General features: G+C 65.0%; 27 protein-coding genes. 13 read left to right on the top strand and 14 right to left on the bottom strand.

Features of this window, described 5'->3' with window-relative positions; translation table 11 throughout:
• Positions 1 to 129 precede the first annotated feature (129 nt).
• The 3 genes from thsA to AV929_RS00350 form a co-directional block, all read right to left on the bottom strand.
• On the bottom strand, positions 130 to 1,812 hold the full coding sequence (gene thsA / locus AV929_RS00360) for a thermosome subunit alpha (protein WP_008306969.1): 1,683 nt from the start codon (positions 1,810 to 1,812) through the stop codon (positions 130 to 132).
• 146 nt (positions 1,813 to 1,958) lie between these two features.
• Entirely contained in the window at positions 1,959 to 2,954 is a 996-nt protein-coding gene (locus AV929_RS00355; protein ID WP_064287071.1) for an AAA family ATPase, read from the bottom strand.
• Between the two features lie 154 nt (positions 2,955 to 3,108).
• Positions 3,109 to 4,083 (bottom strand): DUF5784 family protein, encoded by a 975-nt coding sequence (locus tag AV929_RS00350; protein WP_050037371.1) that lies wholly within the window; start codon positions 4,081 to 4,083, stop codon positions 3,109 to 3,111.
• Positions 4,084 to 4,237: 154 nt separating this feature from the next.
• Between AV929_RS00350 and AV929_RS22140 the strand changes: the two genes are divergently transcribed.
• The gene (locus AV929_RS22140; protein WP_004516474.1) at positions 4,238 to 4,411 is read left to right on the top strand and encodes a DUF5786 family protein; all 174 of its coding nucleotides are present in this window, start codon (positions 4,238 to 4,240) and stop codon (positions 4,409 to 4,411) included.
• Here the strand turns inward: AV929_RS22140 and AV929_RS00345 are convergent.
• From AV929_RS00345 to AV929_RS00335, 3 genes are read right to left on the bottom strand one after another with little or no spacing between them, the layout of a single operon-like run.
• Positions 4,398 to 5,132 (bottom strand): hypothetical protein, encoded by a 735-nt coding sequence (locus tag AV929_RS00345; RefSeq protein ID WP_064287070.1) that lies wholly within the window; start codon positions 5,130 to 5,132, stop codon positions 4,398 to 4,400. The two genes, AV929_RS22140 and AV929_RS00345, sit on opposite strands and share 14 nt — an antisense overlap.
• A complete protein-coding gene (locus AV929_RS00340) occupies positions 5,129 to 6,067 on the bottom strand; it encodes an NAD(P)H-binding protein (protein WP_050037372.1) in 939 nt (312 codons plus the stop codon). Before AV929_RS00340 ends, AV929_RS00345 begins: the two co-directional genes overlap by 4 nt.
• A gap of 54 nt (positions 6,068 to 6,121) precedes the next feature.
• Positions 6,122 to 7,108 carry an SDR family oxidoreductase gene (locus tag AV929_RS00335; RefSeq protein ID WP_044951575.1) on the bottom strand — a complete coding sequence of 329 codons (987 nt, stop codon included), beginning with the start codon at positions 7,106 to 7,108 and terminating at the stop codon, positions 6,122 to 6,124.
• A gap of 110 nt (positions 7,109 to 7,218) precedes the next feature.
• Here AV929_RS00335 and AV929_RS00330 point away from each other — a divergent pair, with 110 nt between their 5' ends.
• On the top strand, positions 7,219 to 7,422 hold the full coding sequence (locus tag AV929_RS00330; RefSeq protein WP_008306949.1) for a hypothetical protein: 204 nt from the start codon (positions 7,219 to 7,221) through the stop codon (positions 7,420 to 7,422).
• Between the two features lie 4 nt (positions 7,423 to 7,426).
• On the opposite strand, the gene AV929_RS00325 is transcribed toward AV929_RS00330, so the two are convergent.
• Complete coding sequence (locus AV929_RS00325) at positions 7,427 to 8,410, bottom strand: CPBP family intramembrane glutamic endopeptidase (protein ID WP_014039181.1); 984 nt, start codon at positions 8,408 to 8,410, stop codon at positions 7,427 to 7,429.
• Between the two features lie 101 nt (positions 8,411 to 8,511).
• Between AV929_RS00325 and AV929_RS00320 the strand changes: the two genes are divergently transcribed.
• From AV929_RS00320 to AV929_RS00310, 3 genes are read left to right on the top strand one after another with little or no spacing between them, the layout of a single operon-like run.
• Entirely contained in the window at positions 8,512 to 8,856 is a 345-nt protein-coding gene (locus tag AV929_RS00320) for a winged helix-turn-helix domain-containing protein (RefSeq protein ID WP_050007576.1), read from the top strand.
• Between the two features lies 1 nt (position 8,857).
• Entirely contained in the window at positions 8,858 to 9,187 is a 330-nt protein-coding gene (locus tag AV929_RS00315; RefSeq protein ID WP_014039183.1) for a hypothetical protein, read from the top strand.
• The gene (locus AV929_RS00310; RefSeq protein ID WP_050037374.1) at positions 9,184 to 9,477 is read left to right on the top strand and encodes a hypothetical protein; all 294 of its coding nucleotides are present in this window, start codon (positions 9,184 to 9,186) and stop codon (positions 9,475 to 9,477) included. Before AV929_RS00315 ends, AV929_RS00310 begins: the two co-directional genes overlap by 4 nt.
• A gap of 56 nt (positions 9,478 to 9,533) precedes the next feature.
• On the opposite strand, the gene AV929_RS00305 is transcribed toward AV929_RS00310, so the two are convergent.
• Positions 9,534 to 9,728, bottom strand: a complete 195-nt coding sequence (locus tag AV929_RS00305; RefSeq protein ID WP_004516469.1) for a cold-shock protein — start codon at positions 9,726 to 9,728, stop codon at positions 9,534 to 9,536.
• 161 nt (positions 9,729 to 9,889) lie between these two features.
• Here AV929_RS00305 and AV929_RS00300 point away from each other — a divergent pair, with 161 nt between their 5' ends.
• Positions 9,890 to 11,617 carry an ATP-dependent DNA helicase gene (locus tag AV929_RS00300; protein WP_064287069.1) on the top strand — a complete coding sequence of 576 codons (1,728 nt, stop codon included), beginning with the start codon at positions 9,890 to 9,892 and terminating at the stop codon, positions 11,615 to 11,617.
• Positions 11,618 to 11,801: 184 nt separating this feature from the next.
• Here the strand turns inward: AV929_RS00300 and AV929_RS00295 are convergent, their stop codons facing one another.
• The 3 genes from AV929_RS00295 to AV929_RS00285 form a co-directional block, all read right to left on the bottom strand.
• Positions 11,802 to 12,902 carry a class I SAM-dependent methyltransferase family protein gene (locus AV929_RS00295; RefSeq protein ID WP_064287068.1) on the bottom strand — a complete coding sequence of 367 codons (1,101 nt, stop codon included), beginning with the start codon at positions 12,900 to 12,902 and terminating at the stop codon, positions 11,802 to 11,804.
• Entirely contained in the window at positions 12,895 to 14,046 is a 1,152-nt protein-coding gene (locus tag AV929_RS00290) for a 60S ribosomal export protein NMD3 (RefSeq protein ID WP_064287067.1), read from the bottom strand. The genes AV929_RS00295 and AV929_RS00290 overlap by 8 nt, the downstream gene beginning before the upstream one ends.
• A gap of 90 nt (positions 14,047 to 14,136) precedes the next feature.
• Positions 14,137 to 15,030 (bottom strand): NAD(P)-dependent oxidoreductase, encoded by an 894-nt coding sequence (locus AV929_RS00285; protein WP_064287066.1) that lies wholly within the window; start codon positions 15,028 to 15,030, stop codon positions 14,137 to 14,139.
• Between the two features lie 127 nt (positions 15,031 to 15,157).
• Here AV929_RS00285 and htpX point away from each other — a divergent pair, with 127 nt between their 5' ends.
• From htpX to radA, 3 genes are all read left to right on the top strand, one after another.
• Positions 15,158 to 16,036 carry a zinc metalloprotease HtpX gene (htpX, locus tag AV929_RS00280; protein WP_014039189.1) on the top strand — a complete coding sequence of 293 codons (879 nt, stop codon included), beginning with the start codon at positions 15,158 to 15,160 and terminating at the stop codon, positions 16,034 to 16,036.
• A gap of 362 nt (positions 16,037 to 16,398) precedes the next feature.
• On the top strand, positions 16,399 to 17,016 hold the full coding sequence (locus tag AV929_RS00275; protein ID WP_014039190.1) for a hypothetical protein: 618 nt from the start codon (positions 16,399 to 16,401) through the stop codon (positions 17,014 to 17,016).
• A 133-nt stretch (positions 17,017 to 17,149) separates the two neighbouring features.
• Positions 17,150 to 18,199 carry a DNA repair and recombination protein RadA gene (gene radA / locus AV929_RS00270; protein WP_014039191.1) on the top strand — a complete coding sequence of 350 codons (1,050 nt, stop codon included), beginning with the start codon at positions 17,150 to 17,152 and terminating at the stop codon, positions 18,197 to 18,199.
• A gap of 426 nt (positions 18,200 to 18,625) precedes the next feature.
• On the opposite strand, the gene AV929_RS00265 is transcribed toward radA, so the two are convergent.
• Together AV929_RS00265 and AV929_RS00260 are read right to left on the bottom strand one after the other, a co-directional pair.
• The gene (locus tag AV929_RS00265; protein WP_050007583.1) at positions 18,626 to 19,678 is read right to left on the bottom strand and encodes an aldo/keto reductase; all 1,053 of its coding nucleotides are present in this window, start codon (positions 19,676 to 19,678) and stop codon (positions 18,626 to 18,628) included.
• Between the two features lie 24 nt (positions 19,679 to 19,702).
• On the bottom strand, positions 19,703 to 20,716 hold the full coding sequence (locus AV929_RS00260; protein WP_064287065.1) for a CPBP family intramembrane glutamic endopeptidase: 1,014 nt from the start codon (positions 20,714 to 20,716) through the stop codon (positions 19,703 to 19,705).
• Between the two features lie 138 nt (positions 20,717 to 20,854).
• On the opposite strand from AV929_RS00260, the gene AV929_RS00255 reads away from it, so the two are divergent.
• The 4 genes from AV929_RS00255 to AV929_RS00240 all read left to right on the top strand — a co-directional run bounded on the left by AV929_RS00255 (position 20,855) and on the right by AV929_RS00240 (position 23,686).
• The gene (locus tag AV929_RS00255; protein ID WP_064287064.1) at positions 20,855 to 21,760 is read left to right on the top strand and encodes an acyltransferase; all 906 of its coding nucleotides are present in this window, start codon (positions 20,855 to 20,857) and stop codon (positions 21,758 to 21,760) included.
• Positions 21,761 to 21,811: 51 nt separating this feature from the next.
• Complete coding sequence (locus AV929_RS00250) at positions 21,812 to 22,519, top strand: hypothetical protein (RefSeq protein WP_064287063.1); 708 nt, start codon at positions 21,812 to 21,814, stop codon at positions 22,517 to 22,519.
• A gap of 73 nt (positions 22,520 to 22,592) precedes the next feature.
• A complete protein-coding gene (locus tag AV929_RS00245; RefSeq protein ID WP_044951579.1) occupies positions 22,593 to 23,279 on the top strand; it encodes an ATPase domain-containing protein in 687 nt (228 codons plus the stop codon).
• Positions 23,276 to 23,686, top strand: coding sequence for a hypothetical protein (locus AV929_RS00240; protein ID WP_014039197.1), 411 nt, complete (start codon positions 23,276 to 23,278; stop codon positions 23,684 to 23,686). Before AV929_RS00245 ends, AV929_RS00240 begins: the two co-directional genes overlap by 4 nt.
• Before the next feature lie 115 nt (positions 23,687 to 23,801).
• Here AV929_RS00240 and AV929_RS00235 read toward each other — a convergent pair whose 3' ends face one another.
• Positions 23,802 to 24,089: a hypothetical protein gene (locus AV929_RS00235; protein WP_023843068.1), complete on the bottom strand. Its 288-nt coding sequence runs from the start codon at positions 24,087 to 24,089 to the stop codon at positions 23,802 to 23,804.
• Between the last annotated feature and the right edge of the window lie 108 nt (positions 24,090 to 24,197).

The raw sequence follows: 24,197 nt of genomic DNA, 5'->3' as shown, positions 1-24,197 counted from the left end.
TTTTTCGCCAATGTGGCTTGCCTCGCGGGTCACTTCGTCGTCGGGCGGCGATGCCGCCCGACTGCCTGCGGGACCTTCGGTCCCGCTCTGTTCCCCGCTCGGCGTGCCGAGGTTTCTTCGAAACCTCGCTTACATCATGCCGCCCATACCGCCGCCCATGCCGCCCATGCCGCCGCCCATTCCGCCGGGCGCGCCGCCTGGGCCGCCGGGTCCGCCTTCGTCCTCGTCGTCGTCGCCCTGGCCACCCTTGAGGTCGCCAGCAGCGATGACGTCGTCGATGCGGAGGATCATGACGGCTGCTTCGGTTGCGCTTTCGACGGCCTGGGTCTTGACACGGAGGGGCTCGACGACGCCGTCCTCTTCCATGTCGACGACCTCACCCGTGTACGCGTCAAGCCCGGAGGTGACTGCGCCACCGTCGTGCTTGCTTCGGAGGTCGACCAGCGAGTCGATCGGGTCGAGACCGGCGTTCTCCGCGAGAGTGCGCGGGATGACGTCGATGGCATCGGCGAAGGCCTCGACGGCGAGCTGCTCGCGGCCACCGACGGAGTCGGCGTGGTCTCGGAGACCGAGGGCGAGCTGCGTCTCGGGGGCACCGCCGCCGGGCAGGACCTTGCCGTCCTCCAGCGTAGCGGCGACGACGCCGAGCGAGTCCTCGATGGCGCGCTCGACTTCGTCGACGACGTGTTCGGTGCCGCCGCGGAGGATCATCGTGACAGCGCGGGCGTCCTCGACGTCCTCGACGAAGATGCGCTCGTCGCCGGCGATGTCCTTCTGGGCGACGGAGCCGGCGAAGCCGAGGTCGTCGGCTTCGATGTCGTCGATGTTCGAGATGATGCGCGCGCCGGTCGAGCGCGAGAGCGCTTCGATGTCGGACTTCTTGGCGCGGCGCACGGCCAGAATGCCTTCCTGAGCGAGGTAGTGCTGGGCCATGTCGTCGATGCCCTTCTGGCAGAAGACGACGTCAGCACCGGCTTCTTTGAGCTGATCGACCATCTCCTTGAGCTGCTCTTCTTCCTGGTCGAGGAACTGCTGGAGCTGGTCGGGGTCGGTGACGTTGACTTCGGTGTCGAGTTCCGTTTCCGGAACCTCGATGGCCGTGTCGAGCAGGGCCACGTCGGCGTCCTCGACGGCGAACGGCATGTTGTCGTGGACGCGTTCCTTGTCGACGATGACGCCTTCGACGAGTTCGGACTCATCGGTTGCGCCGCCGACGACGGTTTCGATCTGGATGTTGTCTGTGTCGACGCTGCCGTCGTCGTCGACGACGGACTGTGCGGCGCGAACGACGAGTTCGGCGAGGATGTCCTTGGAGGACTCCGCGCCCTTGCCGGTCATCGCCGTCGCGGCGACCTTTTCGAGGGTCTCCGTGTCGTCGGCGTCGACGTCGATGGCGTTGTCCTCGAGAATCTCCTTGGCCTTCTCTGCGGCCTGGCGGTACCCCTGAGCCAGGATGCTGGCGTGGATGTCCTGGTCGAGGAGTTCCTCGGCCTTCGAGAGGAGTTCGCCGGCCATGACGACCGCCGTGGTCGTGCCGTCGCCCACTTCGTCTTCCTGGGTCTGGGCGACCTCAACGATCATGTTGGCGGCGGGGTGCTCGATGTCCATCTCGTCGAGGATGGTGACGCCGTCGTTCGTGACGACGACTGAGCCCGAGTTGTCGACGAGCATCTTGTCCATGCCCTTCGGACCCAGTGTCGTCCGAACGGCCTCGGCGACGGCCGTCCCGGCCGTGATGTTCATCGACTGCGCGTCCTTTCCGGATGTCCGCTGGGACTCCTCGGAAAGTACAATCATGGGCTGGTTGCCCATCTGCTGTTGAGCCATAGTCAAACGATGATTGAATGTGATTCTATATAAAAGCTGTGGTGCCGGACGCTGTATCGCCCGACTACATGCCACACTCGTCGGTGTGATACCGTATCACGTAGGTGGTTTATATACCCTTTCAGGGGCGCTCAGCGGCCCATTCCGAACCGCCGGTGGCGCAGTTCGGGGGTAATCTGGATGCGAGAGATGTCCTGGCCGGTTCGGTACCAGACAAACGCCGCTCTGGTGAACAGTTCGCGACACTCGATGCGGACCTCACGGGGGTTGCCCTCGGTCCGCTCGTGGATGTCCTCGATTGCGGCCCGCGTAAACAGGTCCGGGGCCTGCCCCTCGTAGGGGTCGCCCCGGAAGTACGCCAGCGAGCGAGCGGCGTACTCGGCCACGTCGTCCGACGAGAACGGGTCGATGCCCTCGTAGTAGCGAAGCCGTGAGTCGAGCGTTCCCCGGATCTCCGCCACCCGCCGCTTCCCCTCCGGTGTTCCGGTGAGGAACAGCCGGACGCCGGCGTCGCCGGCCACCTGCAGCGGCGACAGCAGGTCCGCCTCCAGCACCTCGATTTCGTCGACGACCAGCAGAAGCGTCTTGCCGTCCTCGCGTACGCGACGGACGATTTCGTGGACGGCGTCTTTCGCTTCAGCGGTCGCCCACGGAATCCCGTCTCGGACCTGCGAGTAGTTGCGCTGGTCGATGGAGTAGCCCGCGGCGTAGGCGGCGGTTAGCACTGTCTGGTACAGTTTTCGCGGCGTCGTCTCGCGTGGATTGTCCAGATGCGTGATGACAAAGCCCTCGTGTTTCGAAAGGTCACGCAGGACGATTTCCCGGAAGGCCGTCTTTCCGGTGCCGTAGGGACTCACTAATCCGATGTGCTGGTCCTGCAGGAGCCAGGACGTGACCTGATTCAGCATCTCGGTGTCGTGGCGGACGTACAGCGGCTCGGGCATGTGGTCCAGCCCGGCTTCCTCGGTAAACGGGAGGTCTGTCACGGTATCGGCGGTCCCGCCCAGCGCCTCGCCGAAGGCCAATAGTCGCTGTTCGACCTCCTGCAACTGGTCCAGTAACACGCCGGCGGTGGCGCTCTCGGAACGTTCTTCTTCTTCGGACCGGAGCGATTCGAGCCGGTCCATTACCTCGGAAACCGACTGACCCGCGCCGCTGGTCCCCGATTGCTCTGTGTCGTCCACCACGGCTATCTCTCTCAGTGTTGCCCGTCCGGCGCGTTATATGTTACGCCCCGAATTTCGGGGAAGATAACGCGACCTACCGTCAGTTGCGAACTGACTACAACGGGAGCGGGAACGGAACCGAGCCGTAGGCGTACCCTTCCATGCTGCCGTCCGGCCGGGCGCGGAAGACGATGGTCGGCGAGTAGCCGACATCGGGCTGTTCGCCGTAGACCCGCCGCCAGTCGTCGTCCGGGAAGGAACTGCAGTCGACGACGAGGACGGCTCCGGGGTGGGCCGCTAGCTGGTCGCGAGTCTTCGCGTCACCCGATGCTTTGACCGCGGCGATACCGGTGTTGACCTGCCGTCGGGACGGCGGCCGTGGGCGGGTGACCTCCACGAGCGTGTCCTCGACTCGGAAATCGACGGAGTGGCCCGAGTTCAGTTCGACCTCGGGTCTGATGTCGTTGCCCGCGTCGACGAGCAGTTTGGCGACGTTGAACTCGCCCATCGTCGCTCGCATCCGCGAGAGGTCAAAGCCCTCGCTGGTCCCGAGTTTGCTCGCCATCGTGTAGCGGTAGTCGTCGAGTTCGCCAGTCGCGAGGAAGTCGTCGTAAAACGCCAGCCCGTCCGCCCGGTCGGCGTCCGGGAAGCCGCTGGCGTGGTCCCGGAAGAACGTCCGTGTCGACTCCCGGCCGTCCTTCGAGAGAAACACGGGCAGGAAGAAGTGCGCCAGCGTCTCGTACTCGGTGAGCCACGGGTCCTCCACCTCTAACTGGGCGAACAGCTCACGCTGGACCCACTCGCTAATCTCGTCGGGCACCTCGTCGAACGTGTACTTCTCCGTTCGCCACAGCGTCTCCGGGGTCTCGGTGTTCCCGACCCAGTACGCGCGCTGGCCGTTCCAGCAAAACAGTGCGAGGTCGCCGTTGTCCATCTCCAGTCGGCGCGCGGCCCACCCCTCCGGCGGGGCGAACCACGGACCGTTCATCGTCGCACCGAAGGTGTTCTGCAGCGGTGTCAGCAGGTCTGTCCGGACCCGCTTCTCGCTCCATCGCTCGTTCGACCGTCGCAGACGTAAGGGACCAGCCACAGGGCCGTGTAGACGGTCAGTGGTCTTGGGCGTTCCGCCCTATCGAGACACCCCGGTTCGGACTGCTCGCACACTCTGTAGGTCGTGTGGTACGGTTTCTGGGACCACCGTTACATTGATAGTCACTACCAGCCAAGTTTCACCGTGGTAACCTATGTCGATGGGAGCGTACGACGACGACGAACACGAACGCCGTGAACGCAAGAACAGCGAGGTCGACCTGTCGGAAGACGACGACCGGAGCACGTACCACGGGAGTGTTGACTACGACGGTGACGAGTCGACAGAAGAGCTGCTCGACCAGTTCAAGCAGATCAACTCTGACTGACGGCGGCCGTTCTCGACCGGTAGCGCAATAGCCCGACAGAGGCGGCCGTCACGGCTGTGACGGCTATCACATGGCCGACCAGCGCCGCGAGCAGTACCGGCTGGTCGAGCACGAACGGAACGAGCACGAGCTGGAGGACGCCAAAGCCCCAGATCTCCAGGTCGGCCCGGATGAACACCCGCGCCGTCTCGGGGTCGAACCGGTAGCGCGCTGATCGCCACAGACCCGTGACGCTGGCCCACCAGCCCGTCCCGATGCGGTAGCTCACGTCCCAGAGGATGAGCAGCGTTAGATACACCACTAGTACCGGCGGTTCTGAGCCGAACAGTTGGTCCAGCAGCGGCATCGAACTGACTTGCGGGTCGAAGACGAACAGGTGAGTCAGGAGCGCGACGTACGCGAGCACGGAGAGCACGACCTCGACGTTCGAGGCGAACAACAGCGCGCGGTAGGTCGGCGGCACGTCGATGCGGCGGATGAGCGTACTGATACGGAGCATCTCCGCGCTCCCGATGGTGGCGACGAACACGACGACCGTGCCGGCGATTGCGGCGCTCCAGACGTCGTAGTACCACGACAGGCCGACGATGGCGACCTCGAAGATCACCAGCTGAATCGCCATCGCTGCCCACGTCGGTAGCCGAATCCCCGGCAGCGCGCCGATGATGCTCTCGTACACCCACGTTTCGCCGTATTCCGGACGGGCGCTATCCCCGCTCATCTGCCTGCACCACCCGTGGCCGCGGCCGCCTGCGCCGTTTCGCGACTCCGCGGTTCACTGAGGGCCAGCCTGACCGCGTCTGCGAACGGCGTCAGGTCGACGGCGAACTGTGCCTGAGCGGCCTCGGTGTCCGCGACCACTGGCGTCTTCAGTCCGTGGATGAGTGGCCGGGCGACGCTCGATGGCACGTCGGTCAGTAGACCGACCCAGTACGCAGACAGCTTCGGCGTCAGCACCGGTATTGGCACGATTTTCGGCTCGCCCGTGCCCATGATTCGCCCTGTCCGCCGCAGTATCTCCGCGTAGGTCAACACCTCCGGGCCGCCAATCTCGTAGGTCTCGCCGGCCGTCTCCGGCGTGTCGAGCACGTCGACCAGGTACGCGATGACGTCGTCGATAGCGATTGGGTGGCAGTCCGTGCGCACCCAACGCGGCGTCACCAGCACTGGTAGCCGCGTCGTCAGTTCGCGTATCATCCGAAAGCTCGCTGAGCCCGCGCCGATGATGATGGCCGCCCGGAACGTCGTCAGGTCGTACTCGCCCTCCTTGAGGAGGAACTCGACTTCGCGGCGCGACCGGAGGTGCTCGGACAGCGTCTCGTCGTCCTCGCCGAGGCCGCCGAGGTAGACGACTCGGTCGACGCCGGCCGCGTCGGCCGCCCGACGGAAGTTCCGCGCAGCGCGCCGGTCCCGCTCGGCGTAGTCGGTCCCGGCACGCATCGAATGGATGAGGTAGTACGCGACGTCGATTCCGGCGAGGGCGGCGTCGAAACTGCCCGCGTCGAGCAGGTCGCCTGTCGCCACGTCGACGCCGTCGGGCGGGGCGTACTCGCTCGGGTCGCGAACGAGCGCGCGGACGCTGTGGCCGGCCGCGAGGAGCGCCGGGGCGAGGTGGCCCCCGACGAACCCCGTCGCACCGGTCACGAGGACGTGCATACCCTTCCTGCAGGACGGGACGGGGTTAAAACCGTGGCCTGTTCGTGTCGCCCGTCAGGACTGTCGAACGAGCGGCTCGTACCAGTCGCGGTTGTCGCGGTACCAGTCGATGAACTTCGCGACGCCCTCCCGGATGGTGTGGTCCGGGTCGTAGCCGAGCAGTTCCTCGGCGCGGTCGGTCGCGGCGTGGGTGTGTTCGGCGTCGGCGTCGTGGCGTTCCTCGTAGACCAGGTCGAGATCCGGGTCGATCTGGTCCCGGATCTCCGTCGCGAGCGTCTTGATCTCGATGTTGTCCGTCGAGCCGATGTTCACGGCCTTGCCGTCGGCGGCGTCCTCGTGAAGCAGCGTCATGTTTGCGTCGATGACGTCTTCGATGTAGGTGAAATCGCGCGTCTGCGTGCCGTCGCCGTAGATGACCGGCGGCTCGCCGTTGTGACACCGGGAGACGAAATTCGAGATGGCCATGTTCGGGCGCATCCGCGGGCCGTAGACGGTGAAATATCGCAACGCGACGGCGGGCAGGTCGTACACCTCGCTGTAGGCGCAGGCGTAGCGCTCGGCGGCGAGCTTCGACGCGCCGTAGGGTGAGACGGGCGTCGTGGGGTGTTGCTCGTCGTAGGGCAGGTACTCTGGCTTGCCATAAACGGAGGAGGAGGACGCCATCACGAACCGCTCGATGCCCTCGTCGCGGCAGGCGTCGAGGAGGTTCAGCGTGCCGTCGACGTTGACCTCGTCGTATTTGCGGGGGTTCTGGACGCTCGGGCGGACGCCGGCCTGGGCGGCCTGGTGGTAGACGTAGTCGGCGTCGGCGACGAGGTCCGTCACTAGCTCCGCGTCACGCACGTCGCCCTCGATGAACTCGTAGCTCCCGTCGCTGTTCCGGGCGGCCGCCTGTCCAGCTTCGATGTTGTGTTGCTTGATATCCAGATCGTAGAACGGGTCGCGGTTGTCCAATACGACCACATCGTGGCTGTCGGCGGCGAACCGCTGTGCCAGGTGGCCGCCGATGAACCCGGCACCCCCTGTGACCAGTATTTGCATTATCTGGACGGTGGCCATCGGACGACAAAAGTATGTCGAGAGTTAACTGTACTGAACTGTTCGAAGGGGCCAGCTACCTTGAAGTGTATACAGCGCATAAAAACTCGCTAATGGCCTCTAGAGCCTGCGACGGGTGCGATACGAACGTTTCGATAGCCGGCGGTATCGCCAACATCTGGTCGCAGGAGTCCAGACCGACCGAGGGCATCGTCCTCGAACTCGGCGACGACACCGAGCATTTCCTCTGTTACGACTGCATCGACCAGCTTCCCGACGACCGCGAGGTGACGGCGGCGGACGTGGCCGCCCTCTAAGTCGTCACGTCTCCCGTTCGAATCCGGGCGTCCACCGCGTCACGCGCTCGTCGATTCCAAGGCGGCCGTCGCGCCAGCGGAGAAACGTCAGTAGCAGGAGGCCGCCGACGACCACGAAGAGCGAGTAGACGATCCCTTCTTCGCCCACCCAGCGTGCGGGGCCGACGATATCGACTGCGATTAGCTCGGGCGTCCGTTGTGAGTGGCCGAGACCGAACACCGCGCTCTGGGTGAAATTGTACCAGGCGTGAAAGCCGATCGGGAGGGCGAGGTCGCCGGTGAGGACGTACGCGCCGCTCAGGACCAGTCCGGCGAGCAGGTAATAGCCGTACTGGCTCGGGTGGTCGACCTTCCCGCCGTGCAGGAAGGCGAAGACGAGCGAACTCGCGAGCACCGCCACGCCGACCGCGGCCCACCGCGGGACGGGCCCGTCGGCCCCTTCGGCGAGGTTCTTCAGCATCGCCCCGCGGAAGACGATCTCCTCCCACGCCGACGCGAGGGCGACGTAGGTGAAGACGACGGCCATCGCCGGCAGAAACGGGAGATCGCCGGCTCCCTCCGCGACGCCGACGACAGTGGCCCAGCCCACGCCGACTGCGACGGCGAGCGCGCCGGCATTGATCACGGTCGCTATCGCCCCGCCGACGGCGAATGACCGCCACCAGTGACGGTCGAGCGACAGGCCGTACTCGCCGACAGGTCGGCGGTCGAGGACCCGCGCGCTGACGAACACCGTGGCGACGAGGACTGCCCCGATCCCGGCCGCTTCGAGCGGTTCTCGGATGGGGTGCGTGAATCGGGCCCGAACGACGCTCTGTAGCGCCGCGAGGGCGAGAAACGACAGTACCGCCGGGAGAACCGCACGCAGTGGCGCTCTGAGCCTGCCGTCCGCGCTGTTCCAGATCGGCCAGACGAGGCGAGAGACAGTCCGCTCGACGACGCTCGGGGTCGTCCGGCTGTCTCTTTGCTCCGGTGACTTCGGTGGCATGTCCGGACGACCGGCCGGGACCGACGTATCACCGCGGGCACTGCTTCTGATTCGGAAGCCAGTGGACCGATTTTATTGCGTCTCGCTCGCTTTCAGCGAGCATGGACGCGGTCGGCGACGATGAACTGCTCGCGCTGCTCGAAGACGAGTACGCGCGGGCCATCATCGCCGAACTCACCACCGGACCGATGTCCGTCTCCGAACTCTGTACGGCCTGCGAGATGTCCGACCCGACGGCGTACCGCCGCCTCGACCGACTGGAAGCCGCCGACCTCGTCGCCGAACGGCAGGCCGTCGACCCCGACGGACACCACTACAAGCGCTATGTCGCGACCGTCGAGGACGTGACCGTCACGTTCGCCGACGGGTCGTACGACGTGGCTGTCACGCGGTCCTCGTCGGACCCGGCGGACCGATTCACCGACCTGTTCGAGGGGCTGTCCTGAGATGTTCGCGACGCTACTGCAGATACGCACGGGTGGGACCGATCCGGAAATTGCGCTGGCCGTCGTCGCGCTGTCGATACTCTCCGTCTTGCTCTCGGCCGCCATCGCTGTCGTCCTCGTCCACGGCTATCGTCGCGGGCCGGGTCGGACGGGCATGCTGACGCTCGCCGTCGGGCTTCTCCTGCTCACGACTGTACCGGAGATCCTCCGCATCGCGCTCCCCACGGCCACCGGCGTCGGTGTCGTCGGGCGCTCGCTCCTCGTGAGCGCCTGCGAACTGCTCGGGCTCGGAACGATCCTGTGGACCGTCTACGGGGGTGAGTCGTCGTGACGGTCCCGTTCGACCTGCTCGCGCCGGACGCCGTCGCGGAACTCTCGCGAGCCCTGACGGCCGTCGTCGGACTGTTCGTCGCGTCGCTGGCCTACCGGGGCTACCGGCGTAACGATGCGCCGAAGATGTGGTGGCTCGCCGTCGGAATCGGGTCGCTGACCGCCGGCGTCTACGCCACTGCCACCATCGCTGTCTGGGCGGGCGCTGGGGCTGGCATTGTGTTGCTCGTCAGGGGTCTCGTGACCGTCGCAGGGCTCTGTGCCGTGCTGTACGCGCTGTTCGTCGAGTGACTTCAGATAAGAACAAGTGTCAGATGTGGTCGCCCAAAGGCGACCGGAAATCTGCCTTAGTTGCGGACGACGTTCGTCGCGCGGGGGCCCTTGTCGGCCTGTTCGATGTCGAATTCGATCTCCTCGCCTTCTTCGAGGTCAGGGCCGCCAACGTCTTCCATGTGGAAGAAAACGTCATCGTCCGCGTCCTCAGTCGAGATGAAACCGTAACCGCCTGTGTCGTTGAAGAAATCAACCTTACCGTTTGCCATTGCAAATATACGTACAGGGGGTATATGTATAAGAGTTCCGAGAGTATCAGTACCACGACCGTGTGCCTGTGAACACGACACACCCCCGTCATCTCGGCTAGCCGCCGACGCTCATCCAACGACAAGAAAGGTTTAGGCCGCCTCGTCCGTTGCTTTCTCGCGTGTACCCCGCGCGGATTACCGACGAGTTCCCGGCCCCGTCCTACCGGGGCAACCAGAAGCAGGCCCTCGCTGACATCCGTGCGGCCTTTGAGAGCGGCAAGGACGTGGTCCTCGTTCGCGCGCCGACTGGGAGCGGGAAGTCCCTGCTCGCTCGGGCTATCGCCGGCTGTGCCCGGACCGCGGGTGAGGCCGCCCCGGAACAGGTCGTCGACGCCTACTACACGACACCGCAGGTCTCCCAGCTGGACGACGTGGCCGAGGACGCTCTGCTCGAGGACCTCTGTGTCATCCGCGGGAAGAACAACTACGACTGCATCCTCCCCGGCGAGACGGACACGCCGGTGAACCAGGCCCCGTGCGTGCGCGAACGGAAGTTCGACTGCCAGGTCAAACACCGCTGTCCGTACTTCTCGGACCGCGCCATCGCCTCGAACCGCCGCATCGCCGCGATGACACTGGCCTATTTCATGCAGACCGCCGGCAGCGACGTGTTCGGCAAGCGCGACGTGGTCGTTATCGACGAGGCCCACGGCCTGGGCGAGTGGGCGGAGATGTACGCCACCATCGACCTCTCGCCGCAGTCCATCCCGATGTGGAACGACATCGACGTGCCGGACATCGACGGCCTGGACGAGGCCGTCTCCTTCACTGAACGGGTCGAACACCTCGCCGAGCGCCGGGTGAAGGAACTGCGGAACAAGGCGGAACTCACCGGCGACGAGGTGGCCGAACGTGACTCGCTGAACACGCTCCGACAGGACCTCGGGTGGTTCCGCGAGGACTACACCGACACCGAGAGCGCGACCACCTGGGTCGTCGACCAGGCCGACGGCGAGAACGCCCCGGTGACGATCAAGCCGATGAACCCCGAGCGCTACCTCAAACACACCGTCTGGGACCGGGGCAACCGCTTCGCTCTGCTGTCGGCGACCATCCTCAACAAGGAGGCGTTCTGTGCGAACGTCGGTCTGGATCCCAGTAACGTCGCGCTCGTCGAGGTCGGCCACACCTTCCCCGTCGAGAACCGGCCGCTGTACGACGTGGCCCAGGGGAAGATGACCTACGAGCACCGCGACGACACGCTGCCCGACATCGCCCGGACCGTCGTTCGCATCATGGCACAGCACACGGACGAGAAGGGGCTCATTCACTGCCATTCCTACGCTATTCAGGAGCAACTGAAGGACCTCCTCGACGACTTCGGCGTCGGCGCTCGCGTCCGCACCCATGATAAAGACGGCCGAGACGGGGCGCTGTCCGCCTGGAAGCGCAGCGACAACCCCGACGTGTTCCTCTCGGTGAAGATGGAGGAGGCCCTCGACTTGGAGGGCGATCTCTGTCGCTGGCAGGTGCTGTGCAAGGCTCCCTATCCAAACACCCGCGACTCCCGCGTCGCCCGACGGCTCGAAGACGACCAGTGGGGCTGGTACTACCGGACGGCACTGCGGACGGTCATCCAGGCCTGTGGCCGCGTCGTCCGCGCGCCCGACGACTATGGCGCGACCTACCTCGCGGACTCGTCGCTGCTGGACCTGTTTGAGCGCGCCGAGCACGATATGCCCGACTGGTTCCGTGCGCAGGTCGACCGCCTCTCAGCGCCCGACCTGCCACGGTTCGCACCGGACCAGGCGCTTTCTGCGCTCAGTTCGGGGACCAAACGCCGGCACGACCGCTCGCGCTCGCGGTCCGGGGACGGAAACCACCCGCTTTCGGACGTGTGGGACTAGAAGAAGGCGAAGGCTAACCCGTAGACCACCGACGACCCGACCATCAGACCGACGAGAATGATGGCGATAATCTGCTGTCTGTCCATGCCGTTCCCTTGACTACTCGCCTAATTAGGCGTTACGACCGTCTGCCCGGGGCATGCTACCTGTTCTCACTTGTCTGGATTGCGTGCGTAAAGACGCCCTACTGCACCCGAGCGTCGACGACAACGTGGGCGACGCCCTCGCTGTACTCCTTGACGCGTTGGGTATCCAGAATCTCGACGTCCCGGCCGGCCTCGGTGGCGGCCGCCTCCAGTCGCTCGATGGGACGGTCGAACACGAGCGCGTCCGGCGTGGCCTCGTGCATGTGGAGGACGCCGCCGGGCGCGAGCGCGTCGAGCGCGCTGTCGAGGTACTCGTGGGAAGCGTCGGGCGGAGCCCGACTGTCATCCGCGCGCGGCGCGGAGGCCTCGTAGTATCCCATCACGATTCGGTCGGCGAGTGCCTCCTCGGCGAAGCCCGGAACGACATCCCGGCAGTCGGCCCGGTAGGGGTGGACCCGCTCGTCCACATCGTTCAGCATGACGTTCTCGACCAGAAAGCGAAACGCCGTGGGATTGCGCTCGACGGCGGTGACCTGCGCGCCGGCACGGGCCATCGGGAGCGTGAAGTAGCCGATGCCGGCGAACATGTCCAGCACCCGCTCGTCTGCCGCGACGATGTCGCCCATCCGCGCCCGCTCGGCCTTGTTGCCGGGCGAGAACATAACCTCGGCGAGGTCCATCGCGTAGCGCGTGCCGTGTTCGGTGTGGACCGTCTCAGTGTCGCCGTCGCCGGCGATGACTTCGACGCTGGGTTCGCGGTGCTCGCCGGAGATGCCGTGACGGGCCAGCACCGTTTCGGCCTCGCCGTGGAGCGCCAGCAGCGCCTCGCCGACTTCCGCCGGCCGAGGGCTGTCGCCGATGTCGACCAGCACGACGGAGCCGAGGACGGCCCAGGAACTCGGCGCGGCAGCGATCTCCTCGTCGCTCCAGCCGCGCTCCCGGAGGTGGTCATCGAGCGTTCGGAGACGGCGCTCGCCGACCTGCCGGACGACCTCCCGGAACTGCGTCTCCTGTGGCGGAGCCGTCACCGGAACCGCGACGCTGTCCGCGGTCCACTCGGTGATGCTTCTGGTATCGTCGTAGACGCCCTCGGCCCGCAAAGATTCGATAGCGACTTGCGAGCGAGGCTTGGCGACGACAGCGGCTAGCTGCTGGTCGTCCGTCTCGCTCGACTCGCGTCTGGCTCCGTCCTCACTCATCGGTATCCGTGTTGTCTCCCTCGGCCGGGAGAATGTGCAACCCGGCGTGGCTCTTCAGCACCGGCACTTCGTCGGTGTCGGTGTCGGTGTCGAGGTAGTCCGGCCGCGGGACGGTCTTGCTCTCGAAGGTTTCGGGGTCTAACACCTGGACGGCGTTGTCGTCCTCGACGGCGACGAGAGTGGTCGTCTGGGCGTCCTCGCGGAACCCCAGGCGGCGGGCGTCGGGCGTTTCGCCCTCTTCGAAACTGGCCTCGTAGTCTTCGCCCGTCGTCAGGCGGACGCCCTTGAGGTTCCCCTGCACCGAACGGACCAGCACCGGCCCGTCGCCGTCCTCCGGGTCGATGACCTCGCCCTGGCGGTACCGTGGCAGGCGGACGGCGTAGGTCATCCGGTACAGCTCCTGGCCGTCCTCGTCTTCGGAGATGAGACGCCGCGAATCGGAGTACGACCCGCCGAGCTGGGCGGTGATGCGCTTGGCGATGCCAAGCCCCATCTGGTTCGTCGAGATCTTCATGTCCAGCCCGTTGTCGACGGACTTCGTCTCGGTGATGAAGGCGTTGCGGTCGCCGGTCGCTTCACGGGCGGCGATGTACTCTTCTGCGATTTCTTCGGCCCGCTCGCGCTCGTCGTCGGTCGGGTCGCGCCCGTCGGCCCGCACCTGAACGATGCTGGCGAATGACCCGCCGGCGATCTTCCCGCAGCGCTTGCACGTCTGCCGGGAGATGCGGACGGGGACGGTCACTTCCTCGGTGACTGGCGTTCCGCGGATGACGCCGGAGAACTCCGCGTGCATCCGGATGTTGTTCTTGTCGAGTTGTTCGGGGGCGACCTGCCAGGCAACTGACTGGGCGTCGACGTGGATACCGAGCGCCTCGCTGACCTGCTCGACGGCGATATCGGTGTAGTCCTCCGCGCCGATGTCGACCCAGCGGTTCCCCTTGTGGACCGCGCCGCACCGCGAACAGACCCGAACCTGGATGGTGTCGGGGGCGTCCACCAAGTCGAACTCCTCGAAGTAGCAGGCGTCACAGAGGACGTGCTCGGAGTTGCGCTGGCCGCCGGCACCCGCAAGCTCCGGGCGCTCGTCAGTGCCCTCCGGTATTTCGTCACCGCAGCGTGGACAGAACTCTCCCGACCGGCTCATTACCGGCCTTACTGTACTGAACTGTTTAAGCCGTGTGTTCCGCCGCCGCGGCAGGACGCCGTCGGCAGGTCCAGCACTGCTCCCAAGCGCTCACTCACCCGTGAGGGTCGGCGCTGCAATGTCGGCGTCGACGGCCTCACGCCAGTCGTATTCCGGCTCCCAGTCCAACAGGCCCTGCGCTTTCGCAGTTGAGAGCGCCGACTGGTCGTCGTCCAGTTCACACTCTGCGGGAAGCTCACCCCACTGCTCTTCCACGAGGTCAGCCGTCGGCCGGCCGACGTAGTTCTCGGCGGCGGCGACGTTGAACGCTTCGTGACCGCCGATGTCGGCATCGAGCGCCGCCGCGACCGCTGTCGCCACGTCGCGCACATCGACATACGACCAGCAGTTACCGGTGCCGCCGGCGAGGTCCCCCGTGGCCACGTCCCGGCAGTTGTACTCGCCGGGGTACTGAATCCACGACGGCCGTATCGACGCCACGTCGATCCCATCGCGCCGGGCGACCATCTTCGCTACTTCTTCGCCGGCGACCTTCGACGTGCCGTACGGGTCCTCCGGCGCAGTCGGATGCGATTCGTCTATCGGGAGATACGCCGGGAGCGGCGTCTCCTCGGCGAAGGCCAGTCCGTAGGCGCTCTCGGAGGACGCCCAGACGACGTCCGCGCCGGCCCGACCCGCCGCGTCGATGACGTTGTACGTCGCCGAAACGTTGGTGTCGAACACCCGCGAGCCCGCGTGGCGCTCCGGCGCTGGCAACGCGGCCCAGTGGACCACAGCGTCCGGGTCGATTTCGCTGAACAAATCACGGACCTCCACCCCTTCAGTCACGTCGGCAGCCTTGAAATCAATGTGCTCCCGCGTCTGAATCTCCCATCCGGGGTGGTCCAGGTCCACGCAGACGACGCGATACTCGCCGGCGAGGTGGTCGCAAATCCAACGCCCGGAGCGCCCGCGCCCGCCAGTGACGACGACTGTGTCGCTCATGCATCCGGTTGTTGCCCTGAGAGTAAATGTGTGTGGACAGTTGCCCCGCTGACGGTCCTCTGGCCCCGACGTGTGGCACTTTCCCACGATAGCGAGGTTTTAGAGTGTCGACCGTCTATCACTGGGCATGGAGTGGCAAACAGACTGGGGGCTCCGCGGCCGAATGGCCCTGACGATGTTCCTGCTGTTCGCGCTGTACATCGTCTTCCTCGGAGTGCTCGTTGTGGCTTTCGAGAACCTCGCGCTTATCGTGGTCGTCATGGGACTGTTCCTCGGTGCGCAGTTCTTCTTCAGCGACAAGCTCGCCTTGTATTCGATGGGAGCCCGGACGGTCGAACCGGAAGAGTACCCCGAACTCCACCGGACTGTCGACCGCCTGGCTCAGCAGGCCGACCTCCCGAAGCCGAAGGTCGCCGTCGCCGACTCTCGGGTGCCCAACGCCTTCGCCACCGGCCGGTCGAAAGACAGTTCGGCCGTCTGCGTGACGACGGGCATCATGGACACGCTCGATCAGGACGAACTGGAGGGCGTGCTGGCCCACGAGCTGGCCCACATCAAGAACCGTGACGTGATGGTGATGACCATCGCGTCGTTCCTCTCGACCATCGCCTTCCTCATCGTCCGCTGGGGCTGGCTGTTCAGCGGCGGCCGGGAGCGCGGCGGGCAGCAGGTACCGGTCATCGTCGCCATCCTCATCTCGCTGGTCGTCTGGGTCATCTCGTTCCTCCTGATCCGGACGCTCAGCCGCTACCGCGAGTACGCCGCCGACCGCGGCGGCGCGATGATTACCGGCAAGCCCGCCGCCCTCGCCAACGCGCTGATGAAGATCGACGGCCAAATGGACAAAGTTCCGAAGGAGGACATGCGCGACCAGGCGGAGATGAACGCCTTCTTCATCATCCCCATCGACGTCGGGTGGATCGGCCGCCTGGCCAGTACCCACCCGTCGACGAAGAAACGTATCGACCGCCTGCAGGACCTCGAACGCGAACTCGAAGGCCGCTAGAAATAGCTAGTTTTCTGACTGTCAGGTATGACGGAGTGTGCCGTCTCGCAGTAGCTACTGCATAGAGCCAGAAAGCCCCGAGACGCTGGGCTCCTGTGACTCTCACGGCTCGCTTCGCTCGCCGTTCGAGTAGTCGCGGCGCGGAGCGCCGCACACTCGCTGCGCGCTTCGCTCATTCCATTCGCTCCAGTGCTTACGTCGTCTCGTACGCCCAGCGTCTCGCCCCTTTCAGTCCCACCGTTTCGGCTGCTCAATCAGCTACAGGGCGGGGTTTTCTGGCTGTTCTACTACCTGTTCCTGAATCCGACTCCTCCCGCCAGAGACACAAACCACCTTGGTCCCCGGCCCGTAGAGGCTCGCATATGGGATTGCTCGACGGACTCAAGAGCGTCCTCGGGGTGAAAGCCGAGGCCGACGCGACACGCGACGCCGACCCCGACGACCTGTTCGGGATGAGTACCGCCTACGTCACGATGGAGGCCGACCTGGGGTACGAGCCGACCGGCGAGGCGGCACTGTGTTTCGCCGACGTCGACAGCACGGACTTCCAGGACGCCGTCGACGAGGTCGAATCTATTCTCGACGCCGGGATGGTCGAGACGGGCACGCGGGCGACCTTCGAGACCGACGACCACGGCTACCAGTGGGTCGTGTTGCACGACGACGACTTCGAGGACCTGCTCACGTCGATCCACTTCGCCGCGGACACGCTCGTCGAGCGGCGCTACGGGTCGCGCCTGCTCGCAGCGCTGTTCGCGTTCGAGCACGCGCGCGAGAACCAGACTGTCTACTGGGTGTACTCGTTCCGCCGGGGCGCGTACTACCCGTTCGCGCCGGACCCTCACGACAGCCACGAACGCAACACGTCCGCGGAGTTCAAACTGGACAGCAACCTCAGCGACGAAATTACCGTGGAAGGCGACAAGGAGTACTGGTATCCGCTGTGGCCCGACCGTCCCGGCTACCACCCCTGGGAGTAGGACGACGCGCTCTTTCCCCTTTCCCATCTAAAACTCCCGATTCCGTCTCGAACGACACCGCTGCCGTCCTACACTTTCACTTTCACTCTGGTGTTAACGAGGCTTTATACCCCCGGACGCACAAGGCACGTCCATGTCCGCAAGTGAGGACCTCGAAGAGCTGCCGGGTGTCGGTCCGGCGACAGCAGAGAAACTCGAAGACAACGGCTACGATTCATACCAGGGGATTGCGGTCGCCTCCCCCGGCGAACTGTCGAATACGGCCGACATCGGCGAGTCGTCGGCGGCAGACATCATCCAGGCCGCACGCGAAGCGGCCGACATCGGCGGCTTCGAAACCGGGTCGACGGTGCTCGAACGCCGCGAGCAGATCGGGAAGCTCTCGTGGGGTGTCGACGAGGTCGACGACCTGCTCGGCGGCGGCGTCGAGACCCAGTCCATCACCGAGGTGTACGGCGAGTTCGGGGCCGGCAAGTCCCAGGTAACCCACCAGCTCTCGGTCAACGTCCAGTTGCCGGCCGAACACGGCGGACTGGAAGGCAGCGCCATCTTCGTCGACTCCGAGGACACGTTCCGACCGGAGCGTATCGAACAGATGGTCAAGGGCCTCGCCGACGAGGTACTGGCAGACACGATGGTCCTCCACGGCATCGTCGAGGAGGGGGACGACGCAGACCCCACCGATGAGGACCTGCTCGATGACCTCGTCGCCTCCGTGCTGGAGAAGATCCACGTCGCGAAAGCGTTCAACTCCAACCACCAGATTCTCCTGGCCGAGAAGGCCCAGGAAATCGCAAGCGAGAGTCAGGACGAGGAGTTCCCCGTCCGCCTGCTCGCCGTCGACTCGCTGACCGCCCACTTCCGAGCCGAGTACGTCGGGCGTGGCGAACTCGCCGACCGCCAGCAGAAGCTCAATAAGCATCTCCACGACCTGATGCGGGTCGGCGACCTCAACAACACCGCCGTCGTCGTCACGAACCAGGTCGCCTCCAACCCGGACTCCTTCTTCGGCGACCCGACCCAGCCCATCGGTGGCAACATCCTCGGCCACACCTCCACGTTCCGAATGTACCTCCGCAAGTCCAAGGGGAACAAGCGCATCGTCAAACTCGTCGACGCGCCGAACCTCCCAGACGGCGAGGGCGTCATGCGCGTCGAAGAAGACGGCCTGCTGAACGAGTAGCCCGAGTCCTAAGGACTACTACCGACGCGACGATTCCAGACTTTTTCTCCGGCGGTTTTCGAGACCCGCAACAGCGTCCGCCCGAACTGGCATGTGGACTGCTCCCGCGCCTCGAACCCCTTCATTTCATCTCGAACCGCCTTCCGTCCCGCGTCTTGCGGCTGTCAGACGCACCGTGGTGAATGTGAAACTTCGCCACCCCAACCGCAAGACGGCGGTACATCTCCTGTCGAAACAGAGGGGTAACAGCCGGGAACCGACAGACAGCTGTCTGGTCGTCGATGTTCTCCAGGGGTCAGTTGTCGACTGGAGATGTCAGAGTCCAACCGCCATGTTTGGACGGTACGAAAGTCGGTGGACAGCGAGAAAATCAGTCGCCCGCCTGATCTGCCGTGGCCTGTGCGTCGGCGCTCCGACACCTCGCCGTCAGTCCCCGGCAGATTTCATCCCGGTCTCTTCGAGGTCCGCACCGCCGACCGACGAGCGCAGGGCGTCCATCCCGTCGTCGCGGTCGATACCGAAGTTGTCCCGGTACAGTTCCTGCACGCGGTCGTACTCCTCGTCGCTGAGCGGCGGCGTATCGGGCGCGCCGGCCCACTCGTCGATGTCGGCGTTCGTCCGGAACGTCGGAGTGACCGACGCCACCTCGTCGTTGTAGAGGAGCCACTGGATGGCCGCCTGGCCCATCGTCCGTGCTCCGTCACGTTCTAGGAACCGGATTTCCTCGACTTTCTCCCAGCCGGTTTCGTACCACTCGCTCGGCCGGTGGGAACGGTGGTCGCCCTTGCCGAGTTCCGTCTCGGGGGTCACCTGCTCGTTCAGCAGGCCCGAGGAGTGCGGGACACGAGCGAGTACCGACGTATCGGCGTTCTGCTCGCGGATAGTGTCGATGAAATGCTGGCCGGGAGTCTGCTCGAAGAGGTTGAAGACGGTCTGGAGCGCGTCGAATTCGTTTGCGACCGCAGCGTCGCCCTCGGCGAGCCAGCCGATAGAGGGGCCGAGCGCCCAGCCGATGGCCTCGACTTTCCCTTCCTCGCGGAGTTCGTCCAGCGCCTCCAGCACGTCCTCGTCGACCTCGTCGACGTTGGCGTTGTGGAGCATCAGAAGTTCGACGTGGTCCATGCCGAGGCGGTCGAGAGAGCGGTCGACGGCGGTGTGAACCCACTCGGGCGTGACCTTCTTCGGGAGTTCGCCGTGGCCGGCCTGGGGGTTGTTGTAGAAGTCGTAGCCGATCTTCGTCGAGACGGTGACCTCGTCGCGGTGTTCCGCCAGCGCCTCGCCGATGATCTCCTCGCTGTCGCCGTGGCCGTACACGTCGCCGGTGTCGAAAAACGTCACGTCCTCCGCGAGTGCGTGCTGGACCATGTCGATAGCATCGTCGCGGGTGCGGTCGCCCCACCAGTCCGTGCCGACGACCCAGGCACCGAATCCGACTTCCGAGACCTCGACGCCGGAGTTTCCGAGTGTCGCGTATTCCATACCCGTTGTAGCGGCGCTGTCCACTTAGCCGTCTTGGTTTGCGGTGTCGGACCGCGTCCGAATCCGGAGCTCGGGGGTGGCGATAGCATCGAGCAGTTCGACCGTGCCGTACTCGCGGTGGACCCACCAGTATAGCGCGGCTCCGCCGACGCCAAGCAGCGGGAGCGCGATGAGGCCGCCTTCGGGGCCAAAGTTGCCGCCGGTCACCAGCGTCGGGCCGGTCGCATCGGTTGAGAGCAGGGAGACACCCATGCGGAGGCCGCTCACGGGGAAGCCAAGCAGTGCCAGCGTGTAGTTCCAGGCGACGTGGAAGCCGCTGGCGACCCCGAGTCGCCCGGTCAGGACGTAACACGCACCGAGCAGGAGGCCGTAGAGGGTGATGTTGGTCACGCTGAGCAGCGACGCGCTGGGGTTCGTCCAGTGGAGAACGCCGAATAGCGCGCCGGTCAGCGCCGTCGCGGCGATGACCGCGCGGCGCTTCCCGACCCAGCCAGCGAGCCCCTCGGCCGCATTCGTCAACAGGTAGCCACGGACGAGCACTTCCTCTGCAGTCGCCTGGAGGATGAAGAACGCTCCCAAGAGGAGGACAGCGACCGGCGGTCCGAACGCGGTCAGTGGGAGCGGCCCGCTGTCGACGGTAGCGAAGATGACGCTGACTTCCACGAACCCTGCGCCTAGCTCGACAAGCAGGACGAGCGTGGGAAGCCCCGCCCCGAGCGCGAGGCCGAACGCAGCGTCGCGCCACCACTGTCGGTCGAACCCTAACCCGTAGTCAGAGAGCGTCCGTCGGTCCAGCAGATAGCCGAGTACGACAGCGACGGTGGTTCCGGCCGCAAAGAGCGCAATCTGGCGCGCAACTGCGACCGCTGGCGTCACGCCCACCACGGACGACACCACTGCGACCACTCCTGAGAGCAGAACGAGGCCGAATCCGGCGAGAAACACCCACAGCGTGACCCGCCACGGCGCTCGCAGCCGGCGCTCAGAGGGATTGACGATGTAGCGCCGTATCTCCATGATGAAATCCGACCTGACCATGTCGTCGTCTGGAACGGCGGCGTCTTAACTGTGGCTTGCTCGCCGAATTCCGTGGTATACGGTGTCGTGACACGGGTGTTACTGGGTAGGTTTCAGGTAACGGAAACCCCTATCTGCCCGCGAAGCCACGTACTCGACATGACGAAGCGTCACGTGTCGCTGCCACCGCTCGCTGAAGAGGGGCTCAGGGCGTTCATCGACGAGGTCGACGAGCGCCTTTCCGGTGACGAGGACACCTGCGATGTTGTCACTGACGTGTTGGTCGACCTCCACGGCGACCGGGACGCCTACGAGCGCTGGCAGGACGGCGCGGATATCTCCCCGGCCGAGCGGGTCCGGCTTCAGGGCTATGACCCCTGTAACACGACCCTCGAAAGCGAGTACTACGCCGAGAAAGACGAGGAGCGGTTCAAACGCTCGAAACACCTCCAGTGGCTCTGGCGGCAGTTCGACGCGACGCCGATGGCGGACAACGTCGAGTTCGCGCTCCGGTTCCGGCGGATGCTCGCCGACCACCTCTTTGACTCCTGTGGCGAGGGCTGTCGCTTCTTCAAGGGCATCACGTTCACCTACGGCCACAACATCGAGGTTGGTGACAACGTCGTGGTCCACGACGACGTCCACCTGGACGACCGCGGGAGACTCACTATCGGCGACCGCGTCTCTATCTCCGACGACACCCACGTCTACAGCCACGACCACGACGCCGTCGACCAGACCCACGTCGACAACTACCACACCATCATCGAAGACGACGTGCGCCTGACCTACGACTCGATGGTCCGGGCCGGCGTCAAAGTCAGGGAAAACGCCATCCTCGCGGCGAAGTCCATCGCCGGCAAGGACATCCCAGCCCATCATATCGCCGCCGGCACGCCGGCGAAGTCCCTGACCGTCAAGGACGGCTGGGAGTCCGTCGCGGAACCCATCGAGGGGGCGAACGTCGACCGCCGCGCCGAGCGGCAACTGTCCGTTACCCTGCCCGATAATCTGGAGCAGTTCGACGAGTTCCAGCGGGACCTCCAGCCGCCGGACCGCCAGTAGCCGGTGCGGCCACGCCGGCAGTCCTTTTGCCGCACCGACCGAACCCCTGGTATGCGAAGCGTCGCCATCAACGTCGGAGCGAACACGAACGAGCCCGGCTTTCGCGGGCCACTGTTCTCCGACGGCACCTTCGAGTATATTCCCATTCCCGAATCGAAACCGACCAGCGAGCCAGTGCCGACCTACGGCGACCTCGACCTGCGGACCGACGTTTCTGCGGTGGCCGACCAGCCGGTCCACTTCGACCCGGAGTTTCCCGAGGCCGGCGGCGAGCGCTACACGTACGGCGACGAACACGGCGTGAAGGCCGGCCCGCTCTCGGAGCTGTCGGCCGGTGACTACCTGTTCTTCTACGCGACGCTGTCGATGGCCGACGAGCGTTCGGCCTGGGCGTCGCCGAAGTGGGGTGCCCACGTCATCGGTCACTTCCAACTCGCTCGTGACGCGGTGACCGGCGACGAGTACCGGGACCTCCCGTCCGAGGAACAGGCACAGTTCGCCTCGAACGCCCATGTGAAACGCGACCCCTTCGACGCTCGCGTTCTCATTCGCGGCAACGCTGACGAGTCACGACTGTACGACACGGTCGTCCCGCTGTCGGCACCGAGCGGCGGCACCGACGCGAACGAACTGGTCACCGAACTGTCGTCCGACTCGGGGAAGGGGCCGTGGTGGCGACGGCCGATGCGGTTCGACGAGGCTGGCACGGAGCGACTGCTCGAACTGGCTGATAGCCACCCCAGCGCCCTCGAACGCTGAGGCAGCCGAATGAGTTATCACCGGTGAAAATAGAATGTGAAAGCATATGTCCAGACGGACTCAGGTAGCTGATATGCGTCTCTCTAGTGGGGTCCCCGGCTTCGACGAACTCATTGAGGGGGGGCTACTCCCGAATCGTCTTTATGTGGTCAGCGGCCCGCCGGGCAGCGGGAAGACTACTTTCTGCTCACAGTTCATTACACAGGGCGTCAAAGAGGGCGAGACGTGCCTGTACGTGACGATGCACGAGACCAAGACGGAGTTGATGCAGGACATGGCCGGCTACGAGTTCGGGTTCGACCGGGCCATGCAGTCCGACGCCATCCAGTTCCTCAACCTCGTCACCGAGAGCGGAAAGCGAACTATCACGCAGTTCGGCAGCGAGGGCGGCCTGACGAACCGCCTCGTCGCTTATATCAGACAGAACGACATCCAGCGGGTCGTCATCGACTCGACGATGCTGTTGCAGCATTTCATGAACGACGTCGAAGACGAGATCACGGGCTTTCTCTCCGCGCTGAAACAGACGGACGCGACGACGCTGCTCATCTCTGAGATGACCGACCCGTCCTCCTACAGCGACGAACACTACCTCGCACACGGCGTCGTCTTCTTCCACAACTTCCTCGAAAACGGGAGCATGACCCGCGGCGTCCAGGTTATCAAGATGCGAGGCACTGCCATCGACTGTGACATTCGGGAGATATCCTTCTCTGACGCCGGACTGCAGGTCCACGCCGACCGGAAAGTGGAGACATGAGCCGCTACGAGCGCGAGTTCGGGACCGACTGGGAGACCCTCGACAAGGACGAGGCGACCGACCGGGCCTACGCCATCGGCGTTGCCGAGCGCCTCGGGGAGTACAACCGCGAGGAACTCGAAGCCATCTACGCCGAGATGAACTCGGCGTACCACAAGAGCATGGTCGAACTCGCGTACGACGAAGGCCGCAACGAAGCGAAGGAAGCGGCGGAGACGACCAACGCCGACCGGGACGCCCTCTGGGCCGACCTGATCAACGGCGAGAAGACGTACATCGACGAAGACGACGTGCCGACCAGCGGCCGCGACGGTCTGCCGTCGGCGCTCGACTCCTCGGAACTGCTCGACAGGCAGTCGATCGACAGCACTGACGCCGTCGACAGACCGGACTTTCTCGACAGGTAGCTGGCTCCAGTGTGTGCACTCACCGACAGCGATAGCGCTGCTGCTCGCCCGTGTAAAAACGAAGGAGACGGGAAACCCGTCCAGAGCTGGGGTGGCCGCAGGTAGTGCTGGGCCGTTAGAAGGAGACTTGGTCCGGCCCGTCTTCGCCCATGCAGACCGGGTCGCGGTCGGAGTAGCCCTTTCGGCCGATGGCCTTGCTCGACACGCCCGCGAACGCCGCGAACTCGGCGTCTTCCGCGCTCTCGAAGGTTTCCGGGGCCGACCGGCTCAGCGCGTCGCCCAGCCGTTCGGTGCCGTTTGGCAGTTCTAGCTCCATGTCGCCGTCGCCCTCGATGATCTCTTCGGCGGAAACCGGGTAGTCATACGATTGGAAGGCGTCCGTCGCGTTGCTTAGCATTCGCATATGTGTCGAAAGTTCATGGTCGATAATAAACCTCCACTATAGATAATCATAATATCCCTTAATGCGTATAAGGAACTCACGTTTCGTGTGCCCACGACACATGGCTCG

The sequence above is a fragment of the Haloarcula sp. K1 genome, from assembly GCF_001647155.1.
Classification (GTDB): Archaea; Halobacteriota; Halobacteria; order Halobacteriales; family Haloarculaceae; genus Haloarcula; species Haloarcula hispanica.
This window is presented reverse-complemented; position numbering and strand designations above follow the sequence as displayed.

Excerpts from the sequence above, each read along its gene's own strand:
- AV929_RS00250 (WP_064287063.1), top strand. The coding sequence starts at position 21,812 with ATGCGAAGCGTCGCCATCAACGTCGGAGCGAACACGAACGAGCCCGGC.
- AV929_RS00325 (WP_014039181.1), bottom strand. The coding sequence starts at position 8,410 with ATGCCACCGAAGTCACCGGAGCAAAGAGACAGCCGGACGACCCCGAGC.
- AV929_RS00240 (WP_014039197.1), top strand. The coding sequence starts at position 23,276 with ATGAGCCGCTACGAGCGCGAGTTCGGGACCGACTGGGAGACCCTCGAC.
- AV929_RS00355 (WP_064287071.1), bottom strand. The coding sequence starts at position 2,954 with ATGGACCGGCTCGAATCGCTCCGGTCCGAAGAAGAAGAACGTTCCGAG.
- AV929_RS00285 (WP_064287066.1), bottom strand. The coding sequence starts at position 15,030 with ATGAGCGACACAGTCGTCGTCACTGGCGGGCGCGGGCGCTCCGGGCGT.
- AV929_RS00245 (WP_044951579.1), top strand. The coding sequence starts at position 22,593 with ATGCGTCTCTCTAGTGGGGTCCCCGGCTTCGACGAACTCATTGAGGGG.
- AV929_RS00295 (WP_064287068.1), bottom strand. The coding sequence starts at position 12,902 with ATGAGTGAGGACGGAGCCAGACGCGAGTCGAGCGAGACGGACGACCAG.
- AV929_RS00235 (WP_023843068.1), bottom strand. The coding sequence starts at position 24,089 with ATGCGAATGCTAAGCAACGCGACGGACGCCTTCCAATCGTATGACTAC.
- AV929_RS00330 (WP_008306949.1), top strand. The coding sequence starts at position 7,219 with ATGGCCTCTAGAGCCTGCGACGGGTGCGATACGAACGTTTCGATAGCC.
- htpX (WP_014039189.1), top strand. The coding sequence starts at position 15,158 with ATGGAGTGGCAAACAGACTGGGGGCTCCGCGGCCGAATGGCCCTGACG.
- AV929_RS00265 (WP_050007583.1), bottom strand. The coding sequence starts at position 19,678 with ATGGAATACGCGACACTCGGAAACTCCGGCGTCGAGGTCTCGGAAGTC.
- AV929_RS00320 (WP_050007576.1), top strand. The coding sequence starts at position 8,512 with ATGGACGCGGTCGGCGACGATGAACTGCTCGCGCTGCTCGAAGACGAG.
- AV929_RS00305 (WP_004516469.1), bottom strand. The coding sequence starts at position 9,728 with ATGGCAAACGGTAAGGTTGATTTCTTCAACGACACAGGCGGTTACGGT.
- AV929_RS00340 (WP_050037372.1), bottom strand. The coding sequence starts at position 6,067 with ATGCACGTCCTCGTGACCGGTGCGACGGGGTTCGTCGGGGGCCACCTC.
- AV929_RS00335 (WP_044951575.1), bottom strand. The coding sequence starts at position 7,108 with ATGCAAATACTGGTCACAGGGGGTGCCGGGTTCATCGGCGGCCACCTG.
- AV929_RS22140 (WP_004516474.1), top strand. The coding sequence starts at position 4,238 with ATGTCGATGGGAGCGTACGACGACGACGAACACGAACGCCGTGAACGC.
- thsA (WP_008306969.1), bottom strand. The coding sequence starts at position 1,812 with ATGGGCAACCAGCCCATGATTGTACTTTCCGAGGAGTCCCAGCGGACA.
- AV929_RS00255 (WP_064287064.1), top strand. The coding sequence starts at position 20,855 with ATGACGAAGCGTCACGTGTCGCTGCCACCGCTCGCTGAAGAGGGGCTC.
- AV929_RS00290 (WP_064287067.1), bottom strand. The coding sequence starts at position 14,046 with ATGAGCCGGTCGGGAGAGTTCTGTCCACGCTGCGGTGACGAAATACCG.
- AV929_RS00315 (WP_014039183.1), top strand. The coding sequence starts at position 8,858 with ATGTTCGCGACGCTACTGCAGATACGCACGGGTGGGACCGATCCGGAA.
- AV929_RS00275 (WP_014039190.1), top strand. The coding sequence starts at position 16,399 with ATGGGATTGCTCGACGGACTCAAGAGCGTCCTCGGGGTGAAAGCCGAG.
- AV929_RS00260 (WP_064287065.1), bottom strand. The coding sequence starts at position 20,716 with ATGGTCAGGTCGGATTTCATCATGGAGATACGGCGCTACATCGTCAAT.
- radA (WP_014039191.1), top strand. The coding sequence starts at position 17,150 with ATGTCCGCAAGTGAGGACCTCGAAGAGCTGCCGGGTGTCGGTCCGGCG.
- AV929_RS00345 (WP_064287070.1), bottom strand. The coding sequence starts at position 5,132 with ATGAGCGGGGATAGCGCCCGTCCGGAATACGGCGAAACGTGGGTGTAC.